Below are 22,215 nucleotides of genomic sequence, written 5' to 3'. Positions count from 1 at the left end.
CTGTCTACCATGTCCCCGGACCGTACACCCACAGGGAGAGGGAGAACAAAAAAGCCGGAGATAATCTCCGGCTTTTTTGTTATTTCACCTGCTGACCCGGCTTCGCGCCTTCGTCAGGGCTTAACAGGAAAATGTCTTTCCCGCCGGGGCCTGCGGCCATCACCATCCCTTCAGAGATGCCGAAGCGCATTTTACGCGGTGCCAGGTTCGCCACCATCACGGTCTGACGGCCAATCAGCACCTGTGGATCCGGGTAGGCTGAACGGATGCCGGAGAAGACGTTGCGCTTCTCGCCGCCCAGATCCAGCGTCAGGCGCAGCAGCTTGTCAGAGCCTTCCACGAATTCCGCGTTTTCAATCAGCGCTACGCGCAGGTCAACTTTGGCGAAATCGTCAAAGGTGATGGTTTCCTGAATCGGATCGTCCGCCAGCGGGCCGGTCACCGGTGCTGTAGCGGCCTTCACCTCTTCTTTAGAGGCTTCGACCAGGGCTTCAACCTGCTTCATCTCAATGCGGTTATACAGCGCTTTGAAGGTGTTCACCTTGTGGCTGAGCAGCGGCTGCTGGATAGCATCCCAGGTCAGTTCGGTGTTCAGGAAGGCTTCAGCACGCGCGGCCAGCTGCGGCAGAACCGGTTTCAGCCAGGTCATCAGCACGCGGAACATGTTCAGACCCATGGTGCAGATCGCCTGCAGGTCGGCGTCGCGGCCTTCCTGTTTGGCAACCACCCATGGCGCCTGCTCGTCTACATAGCGGTTGGCAACATCTGCCAGCGCCATGATTTCACGAATGGCTTTACCGAATTCACGGCTTTCCCACGCTTCGCCAACCGCAGCGGCGGCGTCAGTGAAGGTTTTATACAGCTCAGGATCGGCCAGCTCTGCGGAGAGCACGCCGTCAAAGCGTTTGGCGATAAAGCCTGCGTTACGGGATGCCAGGTTCACCACCTTGTTGACGATGTCCGCGTTCACGCGCTGGACGAAATCTTCCAGGTTCAGGTCAATGTCGTCGATGCGAGAGGAGAGCTTCGCCGTGTAGTAGTAGCGCAGGCTATCCGCGTCGAAGTGGTTCAGCCAGGTGCTGGCTTTAATGAACGTCCCGCGAGATTTAGACATCTTCGCGCCGTTAACCGTCACGTAGCCGTGCACGAACAGGTTGGTCGGCTTGCGGAAGTTGCTGCCTTCCAGCATTGCTGGCCAGAACAGACTGTGGAAGTAAACGATGTCTTTACCGATGAAGTGATACAGCTCGGCAGTGGAATCTTTCTTCCAGTATTCGTCGAAGCTGACGGTGTCGCCACGCTTGTCGCACAGGTTCTTGAAGGAGCCCATGTAGCCGATTGGTGCGTCCAGCCAGACGTAGAAGTATTTGCCCGGTGCGTTCGGGATTTCGAAGCCGAAGTACGGCGCATCGCGGGAGATATCCCACTGTTGCAGACCGGATTCGAACCACTCCTGCATCTTGTTCGCCACCTGCTCCTGCAGCGCGCCGCTGCGGGTCCACGCCTGCAGCATTTCGCTGAAGGATGGCAGGTCAAAGAAGAAGTGCTCGGAATCACGCATCACAGGCGTAGCGCCGGACACCACGGATTTCGGCTCGATAAGCTCAGTCGGGCTGTAAGTTGCGCCACACACTTCGCAGTTATCGCCGTACTGATCCGGTGATTTGCATTTCGGGCAGGTGCCTTTGACGAAACGGTCCGGCAGGAACATGCCTTTTTCCGGATCGTACAGCTGAGAGATGGTGCGGTTTTTGATAAAACCGTTCTCTTTCAGACGCGTGTAGATTAGCTCTGACAGCTCACGGTTCTCGTCGCTGTGGGTGGAGTGATAGTTGTCATAGCTAATGTCAAAGCCAGCAAAATCGGTCTGATGCTCCTGACTCATTTCGGCAATCATCTGTTCCGGGGAGATACCCAGCTGCTGCGCTTTTAGCATGATCGGCGTGCCGTGAGCATCGTCTGCACAGATGAAGTTTACCTCGTGGCCGCGCATTCGCTGGTAACGGACCCAGACATCAGCCTGGATATGCTCCAGCATGTGGCCGAGGTGGATTGAGCCGTTGGCGTACGGCAGGGCGCACGTTACCAGAATTTTTTTCGCGACTTGAGTCATAGTAGGCATTACTTCTTTTAACTGTGAAAAGGGTTTTCGATATTACCAAAAGGGGCATTATTAAGTAAGCACAAACCGCGGCCTTTCAGGTAAACTTGTTGTCTAAGGTCTTATTCACAAGAACAAAGGAGTCGGGATGAGTTCTCAATCCCAGGCCAAATCACCGGAAGCCTTACGAGCAATGGTCGCCGGGACGCTGGCTAACTTTCAGCATCCAACCCTGAAACATAATCTCACGACGCTGAAAGCGTTACACCACGTTGCGTGGCTGGACGATACGCTGCACATTGAGCTGCAGATGCCCTTCGTCTGGAGCACCGCCTTTGATGCGCTGAAAGAGCAGACCAGCTCTGAGCTGCTGCGCATTACCGGAGCGAAAGCGATCGACTGGAAGCTGAGCCACAGCATCGCCACGCTGAAGCGTGTGAAGAATCAGCCTGGCGTGAACGGGGTGAAAAACATCATCGCCGTGAGCTCAGGTAAAGGCGGGGTGGGCAAATCGTCTACTGCAGTAAACCTGGCGCTTGCGCTGGCGGCGGAAGGGGCGAAGGTGGGTATTCTCGATGCCGATATCTATGGTCCGTCCATTCCAAACATGCTGGGTGCGGAAAACCAGCGTCCAACCTCGCCGGACGGTACGCATATGGCGCCGATCGTGGCGCATGGGCTGGCGACCAACTCAATCGGTTACCTGGTGACTGACGATAACGCCATGGTCTGGCGCGGCCCGATGGCCAGCAAAGCGCTGATGCAGATGCTGCAGGAAACCATGTGGCCGGATCTCGATTATCTGGTGCTGGATATGCCGCCGGGTACCGGTGATATCCAGCTGACGCTGGCGCAGAACATTCCGGTAACGGGCGCTGTGGTGGTGACCACACCGCAGGACATCGCGCTGATCGACGCCAAAAAAGGCATCGTCATGTTCGAAAAAGTGGAGGTGCCGGTACTTGGTATCGTTGAGAACATGAGCATGCACATCTGCAGCAACTGTGGGCACCACGAGCCAATCTTTGGTACTGGTGGCGCAGAAAAGCTGGCCGAACAGTATCATACCCAACTGCTGGGTCAGATGCCGCTGCATATCACCCTGCGCGAAGATCTGGACAGTGGAAAACCGACGGTTGTTAGCCGTCCGGACAGCGAATTTGCGGATATGTATCGTCAGCTGGCGGGGCGCGTTGCGGCGCAGCTTTACTGGCAGGGCGAAGTCATTCCGAGCGAAATCGCGTTCCGCGCGGTGTAATTCCTCTGCACTTTAATGCCGGGTGGCGCTTCGCTTACCCGGCCTACAAATGGCACCATCACGTAGGTCGGGTAAGGCGAAGCCGCCACCCGACGTTAACTCAGCCGATAATGCATCAGATAGTACTCTCCGTCCGGAGAATCACCCGTTGCCTCAATGTGCCAGCCATGTCGCTGGTAAAACGCAATAGCCCGCCTGTTCTTCACCAGACACTTCAATGCACCCGTGCTGGTAAACGTTTTCTGTACGTGCTCAAGTAACAGATGTCCGACACCCAGGCTCTGAGACTGCGGATCAACAAACAGGTTGTGCAGAAAATTATCGTTGGTCCAGACGGAAGCAAACCCCAGTCGATGGCCGTCCTGCTCCGCAACCCAGATGGCTTCGTCCCGGGTAGCGGCGTCGAAATCTTCCAGATGCCAGCCAGAGTCATCAAGCCAGGGCCAGGCATCGCGTCGGGCGTGGAGATAGAGCGTGCGCAGGAAAGGCCGATCGCTCTCCTGCCACGGACGGATGACGATCGTATCAGCGATGATAGAAGATATCCCCATTATAGGCTTTGTAGATTTTGCCATCTGCATCGCCAATCAGGACGTAGTTTTCGCCCATGTAGGTCCAGTGGGTCCCTGCATCCGGTGCCGGCAGGTTACGCAACTGATACTGTTTGATGGTGTATTCGGGCGTTTGATACTGCGCCGGTGCGGTATCGCCGATTTTGAACTTAGTGAAATCAGCGATGAACTCTTGTTCCTCATAGGCTTTGATGCCTGATGGCGCAGCGGCGGTTTGCGGGGCAGAAAATGCGGATCCCGCCAGAGACAGTAATACACCCAGAAGCAGCAATTTACGCTTAGCCATTTTTTCTCCAGTGATATCGTTACAGATGTTTTGTCTGCGGGCGCGCGTATGAAGCAAGGCAGACAGTCCATTTTAAGGATCAACGCAAGCCGTGTATGAAAAAAATGTAACAAAAATGGACAGTTTTGTGTAGTCGAACCGTGTGGGTCTTATTTGCGTGGCCGATATTTACCATTACTAATATTTGTTATTTTTATTAATCTATTCTGAAAATAACTTTTAGCATCAAAATTGCGCGGTTAAGCGAATGCTTTACTGAGGAATACCCTTTAGTATCGCCTTCGGATGAAGTGATATTACTTTTGATTTAATTAGGCGATTGTGCATCGGCTCAGCTTTTTAAAGCGGATGTATTCGTTTTTTAGAATTTCATGGTAATGCCATTAAAATAATAACTAATTATATTTCATGGTGTTAGTTGCATTCTTTTTGCAGATGTAACGCCTGGCGCAACGATAAACCAACATTTTATATAAATGAAAAACACAACTGCATTCCCACTACTCTTTCTTTTTCTTAGCCAGTTAACAGGGTGTGTATTTTCACCGGGTCAGCACTTAAGTCTGTCTGGAAAAAAAGTTACGCCGAGTGAAGGAATTAATCATCAACTGGATAAACGTGTAGAAATTTTTCCAGTGACCCCTGGGTTGATTGAAAAACTGCGTCCGCCCGTGTCGAAATCTCAGGCGAATCCTAATCTGGATGAGCAGCTCAAAAACTGGGAATACCGTATTGGCACAGGCGACATCCTGACGGTCACCGTCTGGGATCACCCTGAATTAACGACGCCTGCCGGGCAGTATCGTAGCGCGAGCGATGCGGGCAACTGGGTCAACGCCGACGGTACGCTTTTTTACCCCTATGTCGGTAAGCTGCACGTAGCGGGCAAAACAGTTTCACAGATACGTGAAGAGATTACCGCGCGACTGGATAAGGTCATTGAGAGCCCTCAGGTGGATGTCAGCATTGCCTCCTTCCGTTCGCAAAAAGCCTATATCACTGGTGAGGTAGAGAAATCGGGCCAGCAGCCCATTACCAATATTCCACTGACGGTGATGGATGCAGTCAACGCTGCTGGTGGGCTATCTGCGGATGCCGACTGGCGGAATGTGGTACTCACGCATAATGGTCAGGACTCACGTCTTTCCCTCTATGCCCTGATGCAGCACGGCGATTTAACGCAAAACAAGCTGCTTTATCCAGGCGATATCTTGTTTGTTCCCCGAAACGACGCGCTGAAAGTGTTCGTGATGGGGGAGGTGGTTAAACAGAGCACCCTTAAAATGGATCGTAGCGGCATGACGCTGGCCGAAGCGCTGGGAAATGCTGGCGGCTTAAACCAGAACATGGCCGATGCCACCGGCATTTTTGTGATTCGACAGGTAGCGAAAAAAGGCGACGCGGACAAAATTGCCAACATCTATCAACTGAATGCAGAAGATGCGTCAGCCATGGTGCTAAGCACGGAATTTCAGCTGGAGCCGTATGACATTGTCTATGTGACCACCGCACCGCTTTCACGCTGGAATCGCGTCATTACCCAACTGGTGCCGACTATCACAGGTGTTCACGATCTGACCGAAACCGTCCGCTATATCAGATCGTGGCCGCAATAATGTTCAATTCAATCTTAGTGGTTTGCACAGGCAATATTTGCCGTTCGCCAATGGGTGAACGGCTGTTGCGCCAGCAGCTACCCGGCAGGCAGGTGACCTCGGCAGGTATCTTCGGTCTCGAAGGATGCCCGGCGGATGCCGCTGCTCAGGCCGTGGCCTGGCGTCATGGTATTTCGCTGGAGGGGCATGTTGCCCGCAAGGTGACGCGTAGCCTGTTACAAAAATCCGATTTGATTCTGGTGATGGAGCCGAAACACCTTCGTTTTATCGCCACTATGGCCCCGGAGAACCGGGGAAAATCGCTGCTATTTGGACAATGGCTGGAAACCAAGGACATTCCCGACCCGTATCACAAAAGTCGTGAAGCCTTCGAATATGTTTTCAACCAATTGGGAAAAGCCAGTCAGGAATGGGCTCGTCGTTTGAGTCAACAAGGAATGAAGCAGTAATGTCGTCTTCTAAATCAGACAAATTTGGTGCCGCGACACCGCAGAATAATGAAATCGATCTCATTCAGTTACTTGCTGAGATGTTTGATCACCGGATCATGATTGCGTGTATCACACTCCTGTTCACGGTATGTGCGGGGATTTATGCATTTAGCGCCACGCCAGTTTATCAGGCTGATGCACTGGTGCAGGTCGAGGCGAAGCAGGATAACTCGCTACTTAAAAGCTTAAGCCAGTTCGGGTCCGATCTCTCCCCCGATGTCGCCCCAGAACTTCTGCTCCTTAAATCAAGGATGATTCTGGGAGAGACCGTTGATCAACTCGGGCTAACATACCACGTTAAGCGGCGCGTACTCCCTGTTATCGGTCCTGTGTGGGAACAGATTCGGGGACGAAAAACTGATGAAATAACGATTGGCGCACTGACTATTCCGCTTCTGGAAGGTGAGCCACAAACGCTTTTACTCACCGCACAGGACCAGGGGCGATTTCATCTTGAGGGTAAGACGCTGGCTGTAGACGGCGTTGTGGGAAAAGCGATGGTTAAAGATGGGGTATCTCTGCTGGTGACATCCCTCGATGCGGTTCCGGGTACCCAATTTATCCTCAAAACCGTCACGAAACTTGAAGCGATCAACGCCATTCAAAAGAGGCTTACGGTTGCTGAATCGGCGAAACAGAGCGGTATGATCGCGTTAACCATAGCGGGTGAAGACCCCGGTAAGATCGCCAGAGTGCTTAATACAATCGCTGAAAATTATCTCAGCCAGAATATTGCGCGTCAGGAAGCTCAAGATACCCGGAGCCTGACGTTTTTACAGACTCAATTACCGAAGATCAGTCGGGAGCTGGATGAAGCCGAAGCACGACTGAATGCCTACAGAGAGAAGCGTGATTCTGTCGACTTGTCTCTGGAGGCAAAGTCGGTCCTGGATCAGGTTGTTAATGTGGAAAACCAGCTTAACGAGCTGACATTCCGTGAAGCAGAGGTTTCTCAGCTTTTCAAGAAGGATCACCCCACTTACCGCGCGTTACGAGAAAAGAAACAAACGCTCGAGCAGGAACGTACGCGCCTCAACAAACGCGTTTCAGCCATGCCCTCCACGCAGCAGGAAATATTACGCCTGAGTCGTGACGTGGAATCCGGGCGTACCATCTACCTGCAACTTCTGACGCGGCAGCAGGAGCTGAATATCTCCCGCTCCAGCGCGATTGGAAACGTGCGGATCATTGACCCGGCCGTGACGCAGCCCATTCCGATTAAACCGCGTAAAGCGCTTATTATTGTGCTGGGCATGCTGATGGGGTTAATGCTCTCGACCGGAACGGTTTTCGTGCGTTCGGCCTTTAAGCGGGGCATTACGTCATCTGAGCAACTTGAAGTGCAGGGAATACCGCTTCTGGCGACGCTCCCGCGCTCAGTCTGGCTCTGGAAAAAGACGCATCTGCGCAGGCGGAACCTGTTTGCTTCCCACTGGAAACACAGAACATCAAACGTACCTTTCCTGCCTGTTGACCGGCCGACCGATATGTTTATCGAAGCGGTGCGCGGGCTCCGTACCAGTCTGCATTTTACGATGATGGATGCAACAAACCGGATCGTAGTGGTGTCAGGCCCTACGCAGGACTGCGGAAAGACCCTGGTCAGTACCTCACTGGCGTCGATTGCGGCTCAGGCGGGACAGCGAGTCTTGTTTATTGATGCGGATATGCGCAAGGGGTATGTCCACAATATTTTCAAACTGAACAATCATCTTGGATTGTCCAGCGTGCTCGGAGGAAACGTAGAATGGCAGGACGCGGTTCAACGCTTTGAGAAAGGCGGTTTTGATGTCCTGACCTGCGGACCCCGGCCTTCACATCCCGTTGATTTGCTCATGAGTGAACGCTTCCAGGCGGTAATGTCACGGATCGACACACTTTATGACATCGTCATTATCGACACCCCACCCGTACTTGCCGTGACGGATGCATTGCTGATCACCAGAGCCGCGGCCACCACGCTACTGGTTGCCCGTTTTGGAAAAACCAGCGGTAAAGAGGTCGAGCACTCACTGAAGCGTCTGCGGCAAACGGGCGTGCAGGTGAATGGCGCTATCCTCAACGATATCGTGAAATCCGCTGCGCTCTATTACAACTCGGGCTATAGCCACTACGACTACGGCTACACTCAGGAATAAGCATCGCGCGACACTTCTTTACAGCACCGTGCCGAACAGCCCGTTAAGATGACCTCCGTTACAACGAGAGGTCATAATGGATAACCGTAAATTGAGTCGACTGCGCCGTTGGGCGCGGGAAGGGATCATTTTCTTTTTGCTCGCGCTGGCCGTGATGTGGGGCGTGGATCAATACCGCAAGCCCACACTCCCCGCCAGTTTTAGCGCCACCCCAATGCAAAGCATTGACGGAAAGCGCCACGATATCGAAGCACTCAGCCAGGAGCGGCCACTGCTGATTTACGTCTGGGCAACGTGGTGTAGCATCTGCCGTTATACGACACCGGCGGTGGATAAGCTGGCAGAAGAGGGCGGTAACGTCATCAGTATTGCCATGCGTTCCGGTGATGATGCGAAGCTGGCTCGCTGGGTCGAGAAGAAAAGCCTGAGTATGCCGGTGATTAACGATGCAAACGGTGCGGTGTCACAACAGTGGCAGGTGAGCGTAACGCCGACGCTAGTGATTGTATCGAAGGGGAATGTGGTCAGTACCACAACGGGCTGGACGAGCTACTGGGGATTAAAAGTCAGGATGTGGTGGGCAGGTCTGTAAAAATAACCCCTCTCCCGGTGGAAGAGGGGTTTTGTATTACTTAGCCAGAACTTCCTGCGCGGTGCGCTCAACCAAAGACAGCAGGGTTTTAATATCCTCCAGCGTCACGGTTGGGTTCAGCAGCGTAAGCTTCAGGCAGGTAACGCCGTTATGCTCGGTCACACCGACGTTCGCGCGACCAGACTCCAGCAGCGCATCACCAATTTTCTGGTTCAGCAGGGCGATACCCGCATCGTCCATCTGCACCTGGCCACGGAAGCGGAACAGCACGCTTGCCAGCTGTGGCTGCATAACCAGTTCCAGAGCAGGCTGCTCTTTCACGTAGGCGGCAACCTGCTGCGCCAGCGTCACGCCGTGATCGATGATCGCGGCGTATTGCTCCTGACCCAGTGCTTCCAGGCTCATCCACAGCTTCAGCGCGTCGAAACGACGGGTCGTCTGCAGAGATTTGGACACCAGGTTTGGCACGCCCGCCTCTTCGTCGAACTCAGAGTTCAGGTAGGCAGCCTGATAGCGCATCAGTTCATAGTGACGTGCTTCTTTCAGCAGGAACGCGCCGCAGCTGATGGTCTGGAAGAACTGCTTGTGGAAGTCCAGCGTGACGGAATCCACCAGCTCAATACCGTCCAGGTAATGACGATACTGCTCAGACATCAGCAGCGCCCCGCCCCAGGCCGCATCAACGTGTACCCAGATGTTCTGCTTCGCCGCCAGTTCAGCAATCGCACGCAGCGGGTCGATAGCACCGGCATCGGTGGTACCGGCTGTCGCGACGATCGCCAGAATCTGCTCGCCGTTCGCGTTGCACTGCGCAATTTTCGCCGCCAGATCGGACAGATCCATACGGGAGAATTCATCCGTTTTCACCTGCACCACGGACTGGTAGCCCAGACCCATCAGCGCCATGTTTTTCTGCACGGAGAAGTGCGCGTTTTCGGAGCACAGTACGCGGATCTTACGCAGATCGCCCACCAGACCGTCCTGCTGAACGGAGTGACCCTGACGCGCGAAGAATGCATCACGGGCCAGCATCAGACCCATCAGGTTGCTCTGAGTGCCGCCGCTGGTGAAAACACCTGCGTCGCCAGCCTGATAACCCACGCGGGTACGCAGCCATTCGATCAGTTTGATCTCAATGATGGTTGCGGACGGGCTTTGATCCCAGGAGTCCATACTCTGGTTAGTGGCGTTAATCAGCACTTCTGCCGCCTGGCTTACGACCAGACTTGGGCAGTGCAGGTGCGCCACACACTGTGGGTGATGAACGGACAAGCTGTCTTTCAGGAAGAACTCAACGGCGCGTTCAATCGCCGCTTCGTTGCCCAGCCCTTTCGGGTTGAAATCCAGCTTAATACGGTCGCGCAGTTCCGCGACCGTTTTGCCCTGGTACATCTCAGGCTGTTTCAGCCACTGCATCACAGCCTGAGTGCTTTGTTCAATCGCCTGCTGATAAGCGTCAATGCTCTGCGCAGAGGAGAACAAAATTGGGTTTGAATCTGACATCGTAATCAACTACTCCGGTTACGCCGGGCGAACGCCCGCAGCAAGCAGTGCCTGCTCGAATTTATCCAGGAAGATTTTCAGCTCTTCATCGCTGATCAGCAGAGAAGGCAGCAGACGCAGAACGATACCGTTGCGACCACCACGTTCCAGAATCAGACCGGCTTCGAAGCATTTCTTCTGAATCAGTGCAGACAGCTCGCCGTCGCCCGGGAAGCAACCCATGTGGTCAGCCGCTTCGTGTGGCTTAACGATCTCAATACCGATCATCATGCCCAGACCGCGAACGTGGCCGATGACCGGATAACGTTTCGCCATCTCTTTCAGCTGGCTTTTCAGCCATTCGCCCTGTGCAGCCACTTTGCCTGCGATGTTCTGGTCTTTCAGGATTTTCAGCGTCGTCAGACCGGTTGCCATCGCCAGCTGGTTGCCGCGGAAGGTGCCGGTGTGGTGACCCGGTGCCCATGCGTCGAACTGCTTTTTGATACCGAGCACGGCCAGCGGCAGACCGCCGCCAACGGCTTTAGACATCACGATAATGTCTGGCTCAATGCCCGCGTGTTCGAAGGCGAAGAATTTACCGGTACGGGCAAAGCCTGCCTGAACTTCGTCGAGGATCAGCAGAATGCCATGTTCCTGCGTCACTTTACGGATGCGCTGCAGCCACTCAGCCGGAGCCGGGTTCACGCCGCCTTCACCCTGAACGGCTTCGAGGATCACCGCTGCAGGTTTACGCACGCCGCTTTCAACGTCGTTAATCAGGTTGTCGAAGTAGTAAGTCAGCGCTTTAACACCCGCTTCACCACCGATACCCAGTGGGCAGCGGTATTCGTGCGGATAAGGCATGAACTGCACTTCTGGCATCATACCGTCAACCGCTTCTTTCGGAGACAGGTTACCCGTCACGGACAGTGCGCCGTGGGTCATCCCGTGGTAACCACCTGAGAAGCTGATGATACCGCTACGGCCGGTCACTTTTTTCGCCAGCTTCAGCGCCGCTTCAACGGCGTCAGCACCGGATGGACCGGTGAACTGCAGGCAGTACTCTTTGCCCTGACCCGGCAGCAGAGAGAGCAGGTATTCAGAAAACGCGTCTTTCAGAGGCGTCGTCAGATCCAGTGTATGTAACGGCAAGCCGCTAGTAATGACATTTTGGATGCTTTTCAGCACATCAGGATGGTTATGTCCAAGCGCAAGGGTCCCTGCACCTGCTAAACAGTCAAGGTATTCTTTATTATCTGCATCGGTGATCCACACGCCTTCTGCTTTAGTGATCGCTAAAGGCAGTTTGCGCGGATAACTCCTGACGTTAGATTCAAACTCGGCCTGACGGGCCAGATAGGTTTCGTTGCTTTTGTGGGCATCTACAGTGTCAATACGGACTTTATCCGTCATCATATCACTCCTACAACCGCCGCTTCGTTATGAGCCACGATTGAATAAAAAGTTAAAAAACAGATGGGGCCTGAAAAAAACGCCGCCAATATAGAGCCTTTTGCCACGGGGCTCAATGGTTAATTTGTTTACTGTTTTGTGACATGGGTTACAGGGGCGGGTTTATCCCCGTTTAAGGAGAGGAAATTACACTTTATGGTAAATAAAAACAGCCTGTTACGTACTTTACGCCCTGATTGTAAAATCATAAAAAAGAGTGTGGCAAATTGTGCGATTCGCTTGATGAAAAGGAGGTAAGCCGCCTCCTTTGCACGCTTATTTCTGCGACCTGTGCAAAAAGCTGCGGTCAGGATGCATGCGCAACGGAATCACGCTTTAAATATGGACTTTCAACACGTGTGGTTTCCAGGTGTTGCTCACCGTTAATAATATGCAGGGCGCTCAGGCGACCAATTTCATAATGCGGCAACTGAACCGTAGAGAGCGGAGGGAGGAAGAGTTCCCCAATGCCGACCATATTGTCGTAGCCGATAACCGCGACATCCTCGGGAATGCGAAGCCCTTGCGCCAGTAGCGTCTGATAGACCATCAACGCGATGCGGTCGTTGCCGCAGATCACGGCGTCGAACCGTGGGACACCATTCTGGATGCGCGCCAGCAACACTGAGGGAATGTCACGATAGTGCTCATCGCCGGGCGCCATATAGTTGTGCTCCAGGCTATCCGGGTCGATTCCCGCTTCAAGGCATGCGCGTTCCAGCCCCTGACGGCGTCGGGTTGTGGCCAGGTGGCCCGCAGGCAAATGCAGGCAGAGTGGTTGTTGATAGCCCTCCGCAAGCAACGCGCGCACGGCGGTGTACTGCCCCAGTTCGTCATCTGGAATATAGCTGGCTACCCGTTCACCGTCACTTTCGCAATTGGCCAACACACAGGGTAGGGTGAGCAACTTAGCCGGGAGAGGAACCTGACGTAGCCCCATGGTGGTGTAAATAATCCCGTCAGGCCGATGAGACAGGAGAAGGTCTACAATGGCGTCCGGGTTATCATCGCTAAACATATTCATCACGAAGCTGTTCCAGCCGTGCATCCTGGCGGTCTCTTCAATGGACAGCGTAATCTCCACCGAGAAAGGTGTCGTCACCGTATCAAGGGCCAGCACGCCGATGGTTTTAGGTGAGGCATGTGCACCACGTATCTTCTTGGCGGACAGATCGGGCACATAGTTGGTCTGCTCGATGGCCCGATGTACGCGCGCCAGCGTTTCCGGTTTTAGGCGCTCCGGGCTGTTAAGCGCACGTGATACGGTCATCAGAGACACGTTCGCCAGCTTTGCGACGTCCTTCAGGGAAGCCATTTTCTTACTCCGTCAATGATCTGTAAGAGAGAATATACAACTAAGTAACTGATGTAAAAGGAAAGCCTGTTCAGGGGTAGTGTCGTGCAGCGATCACAGATGAATATTTGATCGCGATCGCACTCCTTTAATGTTAACGTTAACTTTCGTGATTAACATCATAAATCTTAGTCAAACAGCATGAGAATAATATTATGTTAACGTTACCATCGCGTCATTACTCCAACATGAGAATGTCATGATGAAAACGCATCACTCTCACAGCTACCCTTTATTGAGCGCATTACTGTTTTTCTTTTTTGTGACCTGGTCGTCTTCCGGCTCGTTGCTTTCTATCTGGCTCCACCAGGAAGTGGGCTTAAAGGCAGGGGATACCGGCATTATCTATGCCGTGCTTTCAGTCTCTGCGCTGTTTGCTCAAATCTGCTATGGATTCATTCAGGACAAGCTCGGTCTGCGAAAAAACCTGCTCTGGTTTTTGACCAGTCTGCTCATTCTTTCGGGTCCGGCGTTTTTGCTGTTTGGTTATCTGCTGCAGATTAACGTTTTACTCGGCAGTATTTTCGGCGGGGTTTTTATCGGTTTGACGTTTAACGGCGGGATAGGGGTACTGGAATCCTATACCGAGCGCGTGGCACGCCAAAGCCAGTTTGAATTCGGCAAAGCGAGGATGTGGGGATCGCTTGGCTGGGCAGTGGCGACCTTTTTTGCGGGACTCTTGTTTAACATCGATCCGAAGCTGAATTTCGCTGTCGCGAGCTGCGCAGGACTGGTGTTTTTTATTTTGCTGGCGCGTCTCAGGGTCTCTTCGGCACCGCACGCCATGCAGGAAGCGGTCTCCGGCGGCAAGGTCACGCTGGAAGACGCGCTGCGCCTGCTGACGCTACCACGCTTCTGGGCGCTGGTGTTTTTCGTAATCGGGACCTGCATTTACGGCGTTTACGACCAGCAGTTTCCGGTCTATTTCTCCTCCCAGTTCCCGACGTTGCAGGAAGGGAACGCCATGTACGGCTACCTCAACTCCTTCCAGGTTTTTCTTGAAGCGGCGGGGATGTTCTGCGCCCCCTGGCTGGTGAATCGCCTCGGCGCGAAGAATGGCCTGATTTTCGCGGGAATGGTGATGGCGATGCGTATGGTGGCATCGGGTCTGGTTGAGGGGCCGGTATTGATCTCCATAACCAAACTATTGCACGCAGTAGAACTGCCTGTTTTGCTGGTCTCAATCTTTAAATACAACAGTTTACATTTTGATAAGCGGCTCTCTTCCACCCTTTATCTGGTGGGCTTCGCCTGTACAAGCTCGGTAATTGCCTCAGTCCTGTCGCCGCTGGCAGGTTACAGCTATGAGAAATACGGTTTTGCCCAGTCTTATCTGATTATGGGGCTGTTAGTGTTCAGCACCACGTTTATCTCCATCTTCCTTTTGCGCTCGGGTAAGTCCTCTTCTGACCCGCTCATGCCGCAACCTTCCACTATCTGATCGAAAGAGTAGAGAAATGACGTATTCCATTACGAAAGCAGAGCAGGAACTTCAGTCCAGACGCGAGGGGCTTAACCTGCGCTGGTATCCGCGTTACCACCTCGCTGCACGCGCTGGCTGGATGAACGACCCTAATGGCCTGGTCTGGTTTGACGGCTGGTATCACGCCTTTTATCAACATCATCCGTATTCGACCCAGTGGGGCCCGATGCACTGGGGCCATGCGCGCAGCAAGGATTTAGTTCACTGGGAACATCTCCCGGTTGCACTAGCGCCAGAAGGACCAGAAGACAAGGATGGCTGTTTTTCCGGATCGGCAGTGGTGGATGGCGATACGCTTGCGCTGATTTACACCGGACATAAATTCCACGGCGATCCTGATGATGAGGCAAATCTCTACCAGGTGCAGTGTCTGGCGACCAGCCGTGATGGTATTCATTTTAGCCGGGAAGGCATGGTTGTTGACACGCCGCCTGGCCTGCATCACTTCCGTGACCCGAAAGTGTGGCGTGAGGGGGAGAGCTGGTACATGGTCGTCGGTGCGCGGGACGGCGAAACGGGTCAGGTGCGCGTGTATCGCTCTGAAGATCTGCACGCGTGGCAGGATATGGGCGTGCTTGCGGTGGCAGAAAATGAGATGGGGTATATGTGGGAATGCCCTGACTTTTTCACTCTCAATGGCAAGCGCGTACTGATGTTTTCACCTCAGGGAGTGGTGGCTGAAGGATACAAAAATCGTAATCTATTTCAGAGTGGCTATCTGTTGGGCGAGTGGCAGCCTGGTCAGCCTTTTGTGCGAGAAGGTGAGTTTGTGGAGATGGATCGCGGACATGATTTCTATGCGCCACAAAGTTTCCTGACCCCTGATGGCCGCCGTATCGTTATCGGCTGGCTGGACATGTGGGAATCCCCACTGCCGGAGCAGGAAGATGGATGGGCTGGCATGCTCTCTTTACCGCGTGAACTGACGCTGAGTGCGGATAACCGCCTGCAAATGCGACCGGCCAGAGAGGTCGAAGGCCTCCGGGGAGAGTGGTTTCCCTGGCCAGTAAGTACTCTTAAAAACCAGCAGATTACTCTGGTGGAACACTGCGACGCGATGGAGGTCATGCTGAAGTGGGATTGCGCCAACAGCGGTGCAGAGCAATACGGCATTCGTTTTGGAGATGGCTTACGCGTCTATGTTGATGCGCAGATGCAGCGCCTGGTGCTGGAGCGTTATTATCCGCAGTATGGCCTGTGCGGTACCCGAAGCGTTGCGCTTGATATGAACGACACGCTAAACCTGCGCCTGTTCTTTGACAATTCATCGGTAGAAGTGTTTGTCAATGAAGGGGAGGCGTGCCTTAGCAGCCGTATTTACCCTGATGCAGAGTGTCGCGAACTGGCGTTGTTCGCGTGGACCGGGGCCGCTTCGCTTATCGATGCCGGAGCATGGCAATTAGGGTAAACGAATGACGTCAGGAATAACGTCCTGAATTTCCTGACGTCATAATCCGTATGGTCTGCAAATAAAAAGGCGACAGGCGACGCCTTTGTTTTACGTTGCTTCTTTACTCACCGCCGATCTGCTCTGACAGAGTAATAAACGAAGATGAACAGGTGATTCCTTTCCCGGTCTCTGCTGTGATGAGTACCGCGATAAATCGAAACCCCTTGCGCCTGGCACGCCGCCGCGGTTACACTAAACAACAGCAATAAGCGTTAATTAACTCATTGTTTCAAAAGTATTTTGACTCGGGGTGCCCTTCTTCGTTGAAGGCTGAGAAATACCCGTATTACCTGATCTGGATAATGCCAGCGTAGGGAAGTCAGATGCCTCCCCGGTCATCGCTTCTTCACGCAAGGCAGGAGCGAACCCATGCAGCCTGACCTGCTCGATTTACACGTTTTACATCATTTCCGTACCCGTTCTCCGCTTACCCATTGCATGACCAACGATGTCGTACAGACCTTCACGGCTAACGTGTTGCTGGCGCTTGGCGCATCCCCTGCGATGGTGATTGAGGCCGAAGAAGCTGAACAGTTTGCCGGGATTGCCGATGCCCTGCTGATTAACGTCGGCACGTTGACCTCGCCGCGCGCCCAGTCGATGCGTCGGGCGATTGAAAGCGCGGTGGCGGCAGGAAAGCCCTGGACGCTGGACCCGGTGGCCGTGGGCGCGCTGACGTTCCGCACCCGCTTTTGCCACCAAATTCTTGCTCTTAAACCGGCCGCCATTCGCGGCAATGCCTCCGAAATCCTTGCCCTTGCCGGAATGAGCGCCGGTGGGCGCGGCGTTGATACCACCGATACCGCGGTCAGCGCGGTGCCAGCTGCACAGGCGCTGGCCCGTCAGACCAATGCCATTGTGGCGGTGACGGCGGAAATAGATTACATCACTGACGGACAGCGCACCCGAACGGTTGCGGGCGGCGACCCGCTGATGACCCGCGTAGTGGGTACGGGCTGTGCGCTCTCCGCCGTCGTCGCGGCCTGCTGTTCGCTGCCGGGCGACAGGCTGGATAACGTTGCCGCCGCCTGCGGATGGATGAAGCGTGCCGGAACGATTGCCGTTACGCACGCTCGCGGGCCAGGCAGTTTTGCCAGCGCGTTCCTTGATGCGCTCTATACGCTGGAGGAACAGGCATGAAACGGATTAACGCCCTGACCATTGCCGGTACCGACCCCAGCGGCGGCGCGGGTATCCAGGCTGACCTGAAAACCTTCTCGGCCCTCGGCGCGTACGGCTGTTCAGTGATTACCGCGCTGGTGGCGCAAAATACGCGCGGCGTGCAGTCGGTTTACCGAATCGAACCGGATTTTGTTGCCGCGCAGCTTGATTCGGTGTTCAGCGACGTGCGCATTGATACCACCAAAATCGGCATGCTGGCCGAAACGGACATTGTTGAAGCGGTGGCAGAACGACTGAAGCGTTATCAGGTGCAAAACGTGGTGCTGGACACCGTGATGCTGGCAAAAAGTGGCGATCCGCTGCTTTCCGCTTCCGCGGTTGAGACGTTGCGCCGGAAATTGCTGCCGCAGGTGGCGCTCATTACCCCTAATCTGCCGGAGGCCGCCGCGCTGTTAGGCACATCGCATGCGCAAACTGAACGTGAAATGAAAGCTCAGGGAAACGCGCTGCTGGCGATGGGGTGTGGCGCGGTGCTGATGAAAGGTGGGCACCTCGATGATGCTGAAAGCCCTGACTGGCTCTTTACCCGCGACGGGGAAGTGCGTTTTACCGCCCCGCGCGTACAGACAAAAAATACCCACGGCACGGGCTGTACGCTCTCTGCCGCGCTGGCGGCGCTGCGTCCACGGCATGACAACTGGGCCGATACGGTACGCGAAGCGAAGACCTGGCTCTCGGCGGCGCTGGCAAAAGCCGATACTCTGGAAGTCGGTCACGGTATTGGGCCGGTTCATCATTTTCATGCATGGTGGTAAGCCAGTATACTGGCAGGAAACACCACGTCTGAGAAAACAGAGATGGAACAAGCGCATACCCGATTAATCGCTCAACTGAATGAACGGATCGCCGCGGCCGATAACACACCGCTGTACCTGAAATTTGCCGAAACGGTAAAAAACGCGGTGCGCAGCGGGGTGCTGGAGCACGGGAATATTCTGCCCGGCGAACGCGATCTGAGCCAGTTAACCGGCGTGTCGCGCATCACCGTGCGCAAAGCGATGCAGGCGCTGGAAGCCGAGGGCGTTGTAACGCGTGCCCGGGGTTACGGAACGCAAATCCACAACATCTTCGAATATTCGCTGAAAGAGGCGCGCGGTTTTTCTCAGCAGGTGGTGCTGCGCGGTAAAACGCCCAACACGCTGTGGGTCAATAAACGGGTGGTAAAATGCCCGGAAGAGGTGGCCAGCCAGCTGTCGCTTGAGCCTGAAAGCGAGGTGTTCATGCTGAAACGCATTCGCTATGTTGACGACGACGCGGTGTCGATTGAAGAGTCCTGGGTGCCGGTCGGGTTAATTCCCGATCCGGATGCGATTGGTATTTCGCTGTACGATTACTTCCGCAGTCAGAATATTTTCCCGCAGCGTACCCGTTCACGGGTGAGCGCCCGTATGCCGGACAGCGAGTTTCAGGCGCACATCAAGATGGACGAAAAAATACCGGTGCTGGTGATCAAGCAGGTTGCGCTTGACCAGCAACACCGGCCGATTGAGTACAGCATCAGCTACTGTCGTAGCGATCTATACGTCTTTGTGTGCGAGGAGTAGTTCCTCGCGAGTGGGGGCGCAATCACCGCCGCGGTGGCTGACCACCCAGGACGCCACGGCATTCCCCAACAGAATGGCATCTGCCAGTGACCATCCTGCCGCCAGCCCGGCGAGCGTGCCGCCCGCATGGCTGTCGCCTGCGCCAATGGTATCCACGACCGTGGCCGGAAACGCCGGAACAACGCCTGAAGCGTCACCGTCATACCAGGCCGCGCCGTCTTTATCATGACGGACAATCAGCGCGGCGCCGAAACGCCGCTGCCATGCCACGCCGAGGTTTTCAGGCTTCACCCCCAGTCTTTCTGCCGCAATTTCTGCTTCCTGACGATTAAGCGACACGATCGGCCTGCAGGCCATAATCCGCGCCATAAGGGGGTCTGGAATATCCCCGATGCGCGGGCCGAAATCGATCAATGCCGTCACCTCATGTAACCCTTCCAGCCAGCTCGTCAGCAGCTCACCGCACGGTGAGGCCAGCTGATATCCGGACAAATAAACCAGGCTGTGTGATGGTACAGACAGCGTATCAAGCCAGCCCGGCTGCCACTGGTTCTCCACCCCGCTAAACGACATAAAGGTGCGCTCGCCGTCAGGCTCTACCAGCGCCAGACACCAGCCGTTGTCGCCGGTTTCGGCCTCCACGGCGCTGTGCAGATCCTGTTTTGCCATCGCGTTGCGGATAATATCCGCCCACACGCCGTGGCCGACGGGAAGGGCGTTTTGTGCCGCAATGCCGAGTCGTTTCAGGGCGATGGCAATGTTCAGCGCGCAGCCGCCGATATTCACACCCTGCTGTTTAAGCTCGATATCGCACCCGCGCCAGGGCAGGGCGTAGGCGTCGGCGATGACGTCAATCACCGCCGCGCCCAGCACCGTCACCGGGCGTGTGGCATACAAGGTTTCAAGACGTCGGGCAAACGAGTTCATACGCCCTCCCTTTGCTCCCGGTAGTGCAGCAGTTTTTCGCAATAGTGGCCGAAATCGAGCTGGTTGACGGCGTCGAGCTCGGCCTTGAGCGCCGGATCAATCGCCTGCACGCCATGCAACGCCCCGCAGATGGCCGTTGCCATCGCGCCAATGGTGTCGGTATCGCCGCCCAGGTTGGCGCACAGGACCGCGCAGCGGTTCGGGTCGGTTCCCGCCAGTTCCACCATCGCAATGGCCGCCGGAACGGACTCAATGGTGCTGGTTCCCGCGCCCGTGAGCTGATAAATCTGCTCGCTGGCGGAGTCGATGCCGTTAGCTTCCCGCACTGTCTTAAGCGCCAGCTCAATACGCGCTGCCAGCGATGCACTGAAGGTGGTCATTTTCGCCTCCTGCGCATAGCGGGCGATACCCGGCAGGGCATCGACGATGTTCTGCCAGCGTTCCCCGTCGATGGCGCGGGAAACCGCCCAGGCAATCACCACCGCACCGGCGATGGCAAGATCCGATTTATGGGTCGGGCTGGAGGCCAGTGCCACCTGCTCCACAAAATGTTCCAGACGCGTGGCCGGGAGCAGGCAGCCCAACGGGGAGGCTCGCATCGCCGCCCCGTTGGTCACGCCGTTGTTTTCCAGTTCACTGACCGGTTTCCCGTCACGGATCGCATTTAGCGCGATTTTCGATGTCGGGCCGAGTACGTTCTTATTAAACGCGTCGAAATCGAGCGCCCAGTTCAGGATATGTTTGCCGATAACATCCGCATCAATGTGTCCGTCGCATTCGATAATCGCATCCGCCAGACACAGCGCCATCGAGGTATCATCGGTGAACTCGGCCTGCCTGAAATAACAGGCTGCATTATTCTCTGCCGGGCCGGGTAAAAAGCGGTCGATCCAGCCGAAGTGCGCCTTAACGCGCTTTCTCGGCCACAGCTCTGACGGCATGCCCATCGCATCGCCTAATGCCTGCCCGTAAAGGGCACCGAGAATACGGTTTTGCTTCATTTAACTTCCCCTTGTGTCAGCGCGGCATCGCCATCAACCACCTCAATTGCAGTGATCTCTTTGTCCGATTCGCGGAAAAACAGCATAAACAGCACGGCGATCACGGCAATCATGATCCCACCAAATGTCCACATTCCGGCCCAGTTGAAGGTCAGCCCATTCACCGGCTCTTTGTAGGCGAACATTTTTTCCATCATCACGCCGCCCAGGCGGTAACCCAGCAGGCTACCAAAACCCTGACAGCACAGCGTAATCAGGCCTTGCGCGGCGGTGCGCATATGCGCCGGCGCTTTTTTATCCACGTAGATATACGCGGTGACGTAGTAGAAGTCGTAGCTCACGCCATGCAGCAGAATACCGAGGAACAGCAGGGCATAGGTGAAGTACTGTTCCGCGCCGCCGTAAACGAAGAATCCATAGCGAATGGCGGCCGTAATCAGACCCAGCAGTAAGACCTTCTTAATACCAAAGCGTTTGGTGAAGAACGGCAGGGCCAGCATAAAGAAGATTTCGGAGAACTGACCGAGCGTCATCCAGCCGGTGGCGTTTTTCATTCCCACTTCGGTGAGATAGCCGTTGGCGAAGATGTAATAGAAGGCCAGCGGCATGGCGAATAAAAATGAGCAGAAGAAGAACACCAGAAAGTTTTTATCACGCAGCAGGATAAGGGCATCCAGACCCAGCATCACTTTGAAATCCAGCTTGCCGGTACTCTTCGGCGGCGTGTCTGGCAGGAACAGGGCAAAGACACCGAGCAGGGCGGAGCTGGCTGCCGTCATCAGCAGCGGAATATTGGTATCCGAGATGTCGCTATAGCCCAGCATTTGCGGCAGGAACCCGCACGCCAGCCCGGAGGCGATCCAGCCGATCGTTCCCATCACGCGGATGCGCGGGAAATCGGCCTCGATATCGCCCACGTTGGCGAAGGCGATACTGTTGGTCAGTGCGATGGTGGGCATATAGGTCAGGGAGTAAGCCAGCAGCAGCGGGAAGAAGGTGCTGAACTGGGTTTGCTGCGCGGCGAAGTACATCAGAATGGCACCGGCAAACATCAGTACCGCCAGCACTTTCTGGGCGGCGAAGAAGCGGTCCGTCAGCGAGCCGACCAGAATAGGCGAGAGAATAGCGGCAATGGCGGTACAGGCATAAGACCAGCCGATTTCCCCGGCGGTAAACCCGCTTTTACTCAGCCACAGCCACAATGGCACAAACCAGGCGCCCCAGATAAACCATTCAACGAACATCATGAATGACAGTTGGACTTTCGTTTTCATTTTTTAATCCTG

General features: G+C 54.9%; 19 protein-coding genes and 1 riboswitch. Of the genes, 10 read left to right on the top strand and 9 right to left on the bottom strand.

Translation table 11 applies throughout. The features are described from left to right. Positions 1 to 79: 79 nt before the first annotated feature. On the bottom strand, positions 80 to 2,113 hold the full coding sequence (metG, locus tag L977_RS01360) for a methionine--tRNA ligase (protein ID WP_023337540.1): 2,034 nt from the start codon (positions 2,111 to 2,113) through the stop codon (positions 80 to 82). A 136-nt stretch (positions 2,114 to 2,249) separates the two neighbouring features. Here metG and apbC point away from each other — a divergent pair, with 136 nt between their 5' ends. Then, the gene (apbC, locus tag L977_RS01355; protein ID WP_023330911.1) at positions 2,250 to 3,359 is read left to right on the top strand and encodes an iron-sulfur cluster carrier protein ApbC; all 1,110 of its coding nucleotides are present in this window, start codon (positions 2,250 to 2,252) and stop codon (positions 3,357 to 3,359) included. Between the two features lie 95 nt (positions 3,360 to 3,454). Here apbC and L977_RS01350 read toward each other — a convergent pair whose 3' ends face one another. Next, positions 3,455 to 3,910, bottom strand: coding sequence for a GNAT family N-acetyltransferase (locus L977_RS01350; RefSeq protein WP_226856235.1), 456 nt, complete (start codon positions 3,908 to 3,910; stop codon positions 3,455 to 3,457). Further along, a complete protein-coding gene (locus L977_RS01345) occupies positions 3,885 to 4,217 on the bottom strand; it encodes an RcnB family protein (RefSeq protein ID WP_008500887.1) in 333 nt (110 codons plus the stop codon). Before L977_RS01345 ends, L977_RS01350 begins: the two co-directional genes overlap by 26 nt. A gap of 476 nt (positions 4,218 to 4,693) precedes the next feature. On the opposite strand from L977_RS01345, the gene L977_RS01340 reads away from it, so the two are divergent. From L977_RS01340 to L977_RS01325, 4 genes are all read left to right on the top strand, one after another. Beyond that, positions 4,694 to 5,833 carry a polysaccharide export protein gene (locus tag L977_RS01340; RefSeq protein ID WP_023337539.1) on the top strand — a complete coding sequence of 380 codons (1,140 nt, stop codon included), beginning with the start codon at positions 4,694 to 4,696 and terminating at the stop codon, positions 5,831 to 5,833. Next, positions 5,833 to 6,282 (top strand): arsenate reductase/protein-tyrosine-phosphatase family protein, encoded by a 450-nt coding sequence (locus L977_RS01335; RefSeq protein WP_023330908.1) that lies wholly within the window; start codon positions 5,833 to 5,835, stop codon positions 6,280 to 6,282. Before L977_RS01340 ends, L977_RS01335 begins: the two co-directional genes overlap by 1 nt. Beyond that, positions 6,282 to 8,462, top strand: a complete 2,181-nt coding sequence (locus tag L977_RS01330) for a polysaccharide biosynthesis tyrosine autokinase (RefSeq protein ID WP_047624400.1) — start codon at positions 6,282 to 6,284, stop codon at positions 8,460 to 8,462. Before L977_RS01335 ends, L977_RS01330 begins: the two co-directional genes overlap by 1 nt. A gap of 76 nt (positions 8,463 to 8,538) precedes the next feature. Beyond that, positions 8,539 to 9,054 (top strand): protein disulfide oxidoreductase, encoded by a 516-nt coding sequence (locus L977_RS01325; protein WP_032636035.1) that lies wholly within the window; start codon positions 8,539 to 8,541, stop codon positions 9,052 to 9,054. A 36-nt stretch (positions 9,055 to 9,090) separates the two neighbouring features. Here L977_RS01325 and L977_RS01320 read toward each other — a convergent pair whose 3' ends face one another. From L977_RS01320 to L977_RS01310, 3 genes are all read right to left on the bottom strand, one after another. Beyond that, on the bottom strand, positions 9,091 to 10,557 hold the full coding sequence (locus L977_RS01320) for a pyridoxal phosphate-dependent decarboxylase family protein (protein WP_014884534.1): 1,467 nt from the start codon (positions 10,555 to 10,557) through the stop codon (positions 9,091 to 9,093). A gap of 18 nt (positions 10,558 to 10,575) precedes the next feature. Next, complete coding sequence (locus L977_RS01315; RefSeq protein WP_047624397.1) at positions 10,576 to 11,952, bottom strand: diaminobutyrate--2-oxoglutarate transaminase; 1,377 nt, start codon at positions 11,950 to 11,952, stop codon at positions 10,576 to 10,578. A 343-nt stretch (positions 11,953 to 12,295) separates the two neighbouring features. Continuing rightward, positions 12,296 to 13,303, bottom strand: coding sequence for a LacI family DNA-binding transcriptional regulator (locus tag L977_RS01310; protein ID WP_014884532.1), 1,008 nt, complete (start codon positions 13,301 to 13,303; stop codon positions 12,296 to 12,298). A gap of 238 nt (positions 13,304 to 13,541) precedes the next feature. On the opposite strand from L977_RS01310, the gene L977_RS01305 reads away from it, so the two are divergent. From L977_RS01305 to L977_RS01285, 5 genes are all read left to right on the top strand, one after another. Further along, positions 13,542 to 14,783: an MFS transporter gene (locus L977_RS01305; RefSeq protein WP_014884531.1), complete on the top strand. Its 1,242-nt coding sequence runs from the start codon at positions 13,542 to 13,544 to the stop codon at positions 14,781 to 14,783. 16 nt (positions 14,784 to 14,799) lie between these two features. Then, positions 14,800 to 16,233: a glycoside hydrolase family 32 protein gene (locus L977_RS01300; protein ID WP_047624394.1), complete on the top strand. Its 1,434-nt coding sequence runs from the start codon at positions 14,800 to 14,802 to the stop codon at positions 16,231 to 16,233. Positions 16,234 to 16,511: 278 nt separating this feature from the next. Then, positions 16,512 to 16,609, top strand: a riboswitch (TPP riboswitch). Between the two features lie 35 nt (positions 16,610 to 16,644). After that, entirely contained in the window at positions 16,645 to 17,415 is a 771-nt protein-coding gene (gene thiM, locus L977_RS01295; protein ID WP_047624393.1) for a hydroxyethylthiazole kinase, read from the top strand. Beyond that, entirely contained in the window at positions 17,412 to 18,212 is an 801-nt protein-coding gene (gene thiD / locus L977_RS01290) for a bifunctional hydroxymethylpyrimidine kinase/phosphomethylpyrimidine kinase (RefSeq protein ID WP_047624390.1), read from the top strand. The genes thiM and thiD overlap by 4 nt, the downstream gene beginning before the upstream one ends. A gap of 42 nt (positions 18,213 to 18,254) precedes the next feature. Beyond that, a complete protein-coding gene (locus L977_RS01285) occupies positions 18,255 to 19,001 on the top strand; it encodes a GntR family transcriptional regulator (RefSeq protein WP_023330895.1) in 747 nt (248 codons plus the stop codon). Here L977_RS01285 and L977_RS01280 read toward each other — a convergent pair. The 3 genes from L977_RS01280 to L977_RS01270 are packed head-to-tail and all read right to left on the bottom strand — an operon-like array spanning position 18,975 to position 22,203. Beyond that, entirely contained in the window at positions 18,975 to 19,928 is a 954-nt protein-coding gene (locus tag L977_RS01280) for a PfkB family carbohydrate kinase (protein WP_014884526.1), read from the bottom strand. The two genes, L977_RS01285 and L977_RS01280, sit on opposite strands and share 27 nt — an antisense overlap. Then, complete coding sequence (locus L977_RS01275; protein ID WP_014884525.1) at positions 19,925 to 20,929, bottom strand: ADP-ribosylglycohydrolase family protein; 1,005 nt, start codon at positions 20,927 to 20,929, stop codon at positions 19,925 to 19,927. The genes L977_RS01280 and L977_RS01275 overlap by 4 nt, the downstream gene beginning before the upstream one ends. Next, positions 20,926 to 22,203: a nucleoside permease gene (locus L977_RS01270; protein WP_047624388.1), complete on the bottom strand. Its 1,278-nt coding sequence runs from the start codon at positions 22,201 to 22,203 to the stop codon at positions 20,926 to 20,928. The genes L977_RS01275 and L977_RS01270 overlap by 4 nt, the downstream gene beginning before the upstream one ends. Positions 22,204 to 22,215: the final 12 nt, after the last annotated feature.

The organism is Enterobacter sp. ZOR0014 (assembly GCF_000798855.1).
Taxonomy (GTDB): Bacteria; Pseudomonadota; Gammaproteobacteria; order Enterobacterales; family Enterobacteriaceae; genus Enterobacter; species Enterobacter kobei.
The sequence above is the reverse complement of the archived record's forward strand: the minus strand, read 5'-3'. Positions and strand labels throughout refer to the sequence as shown.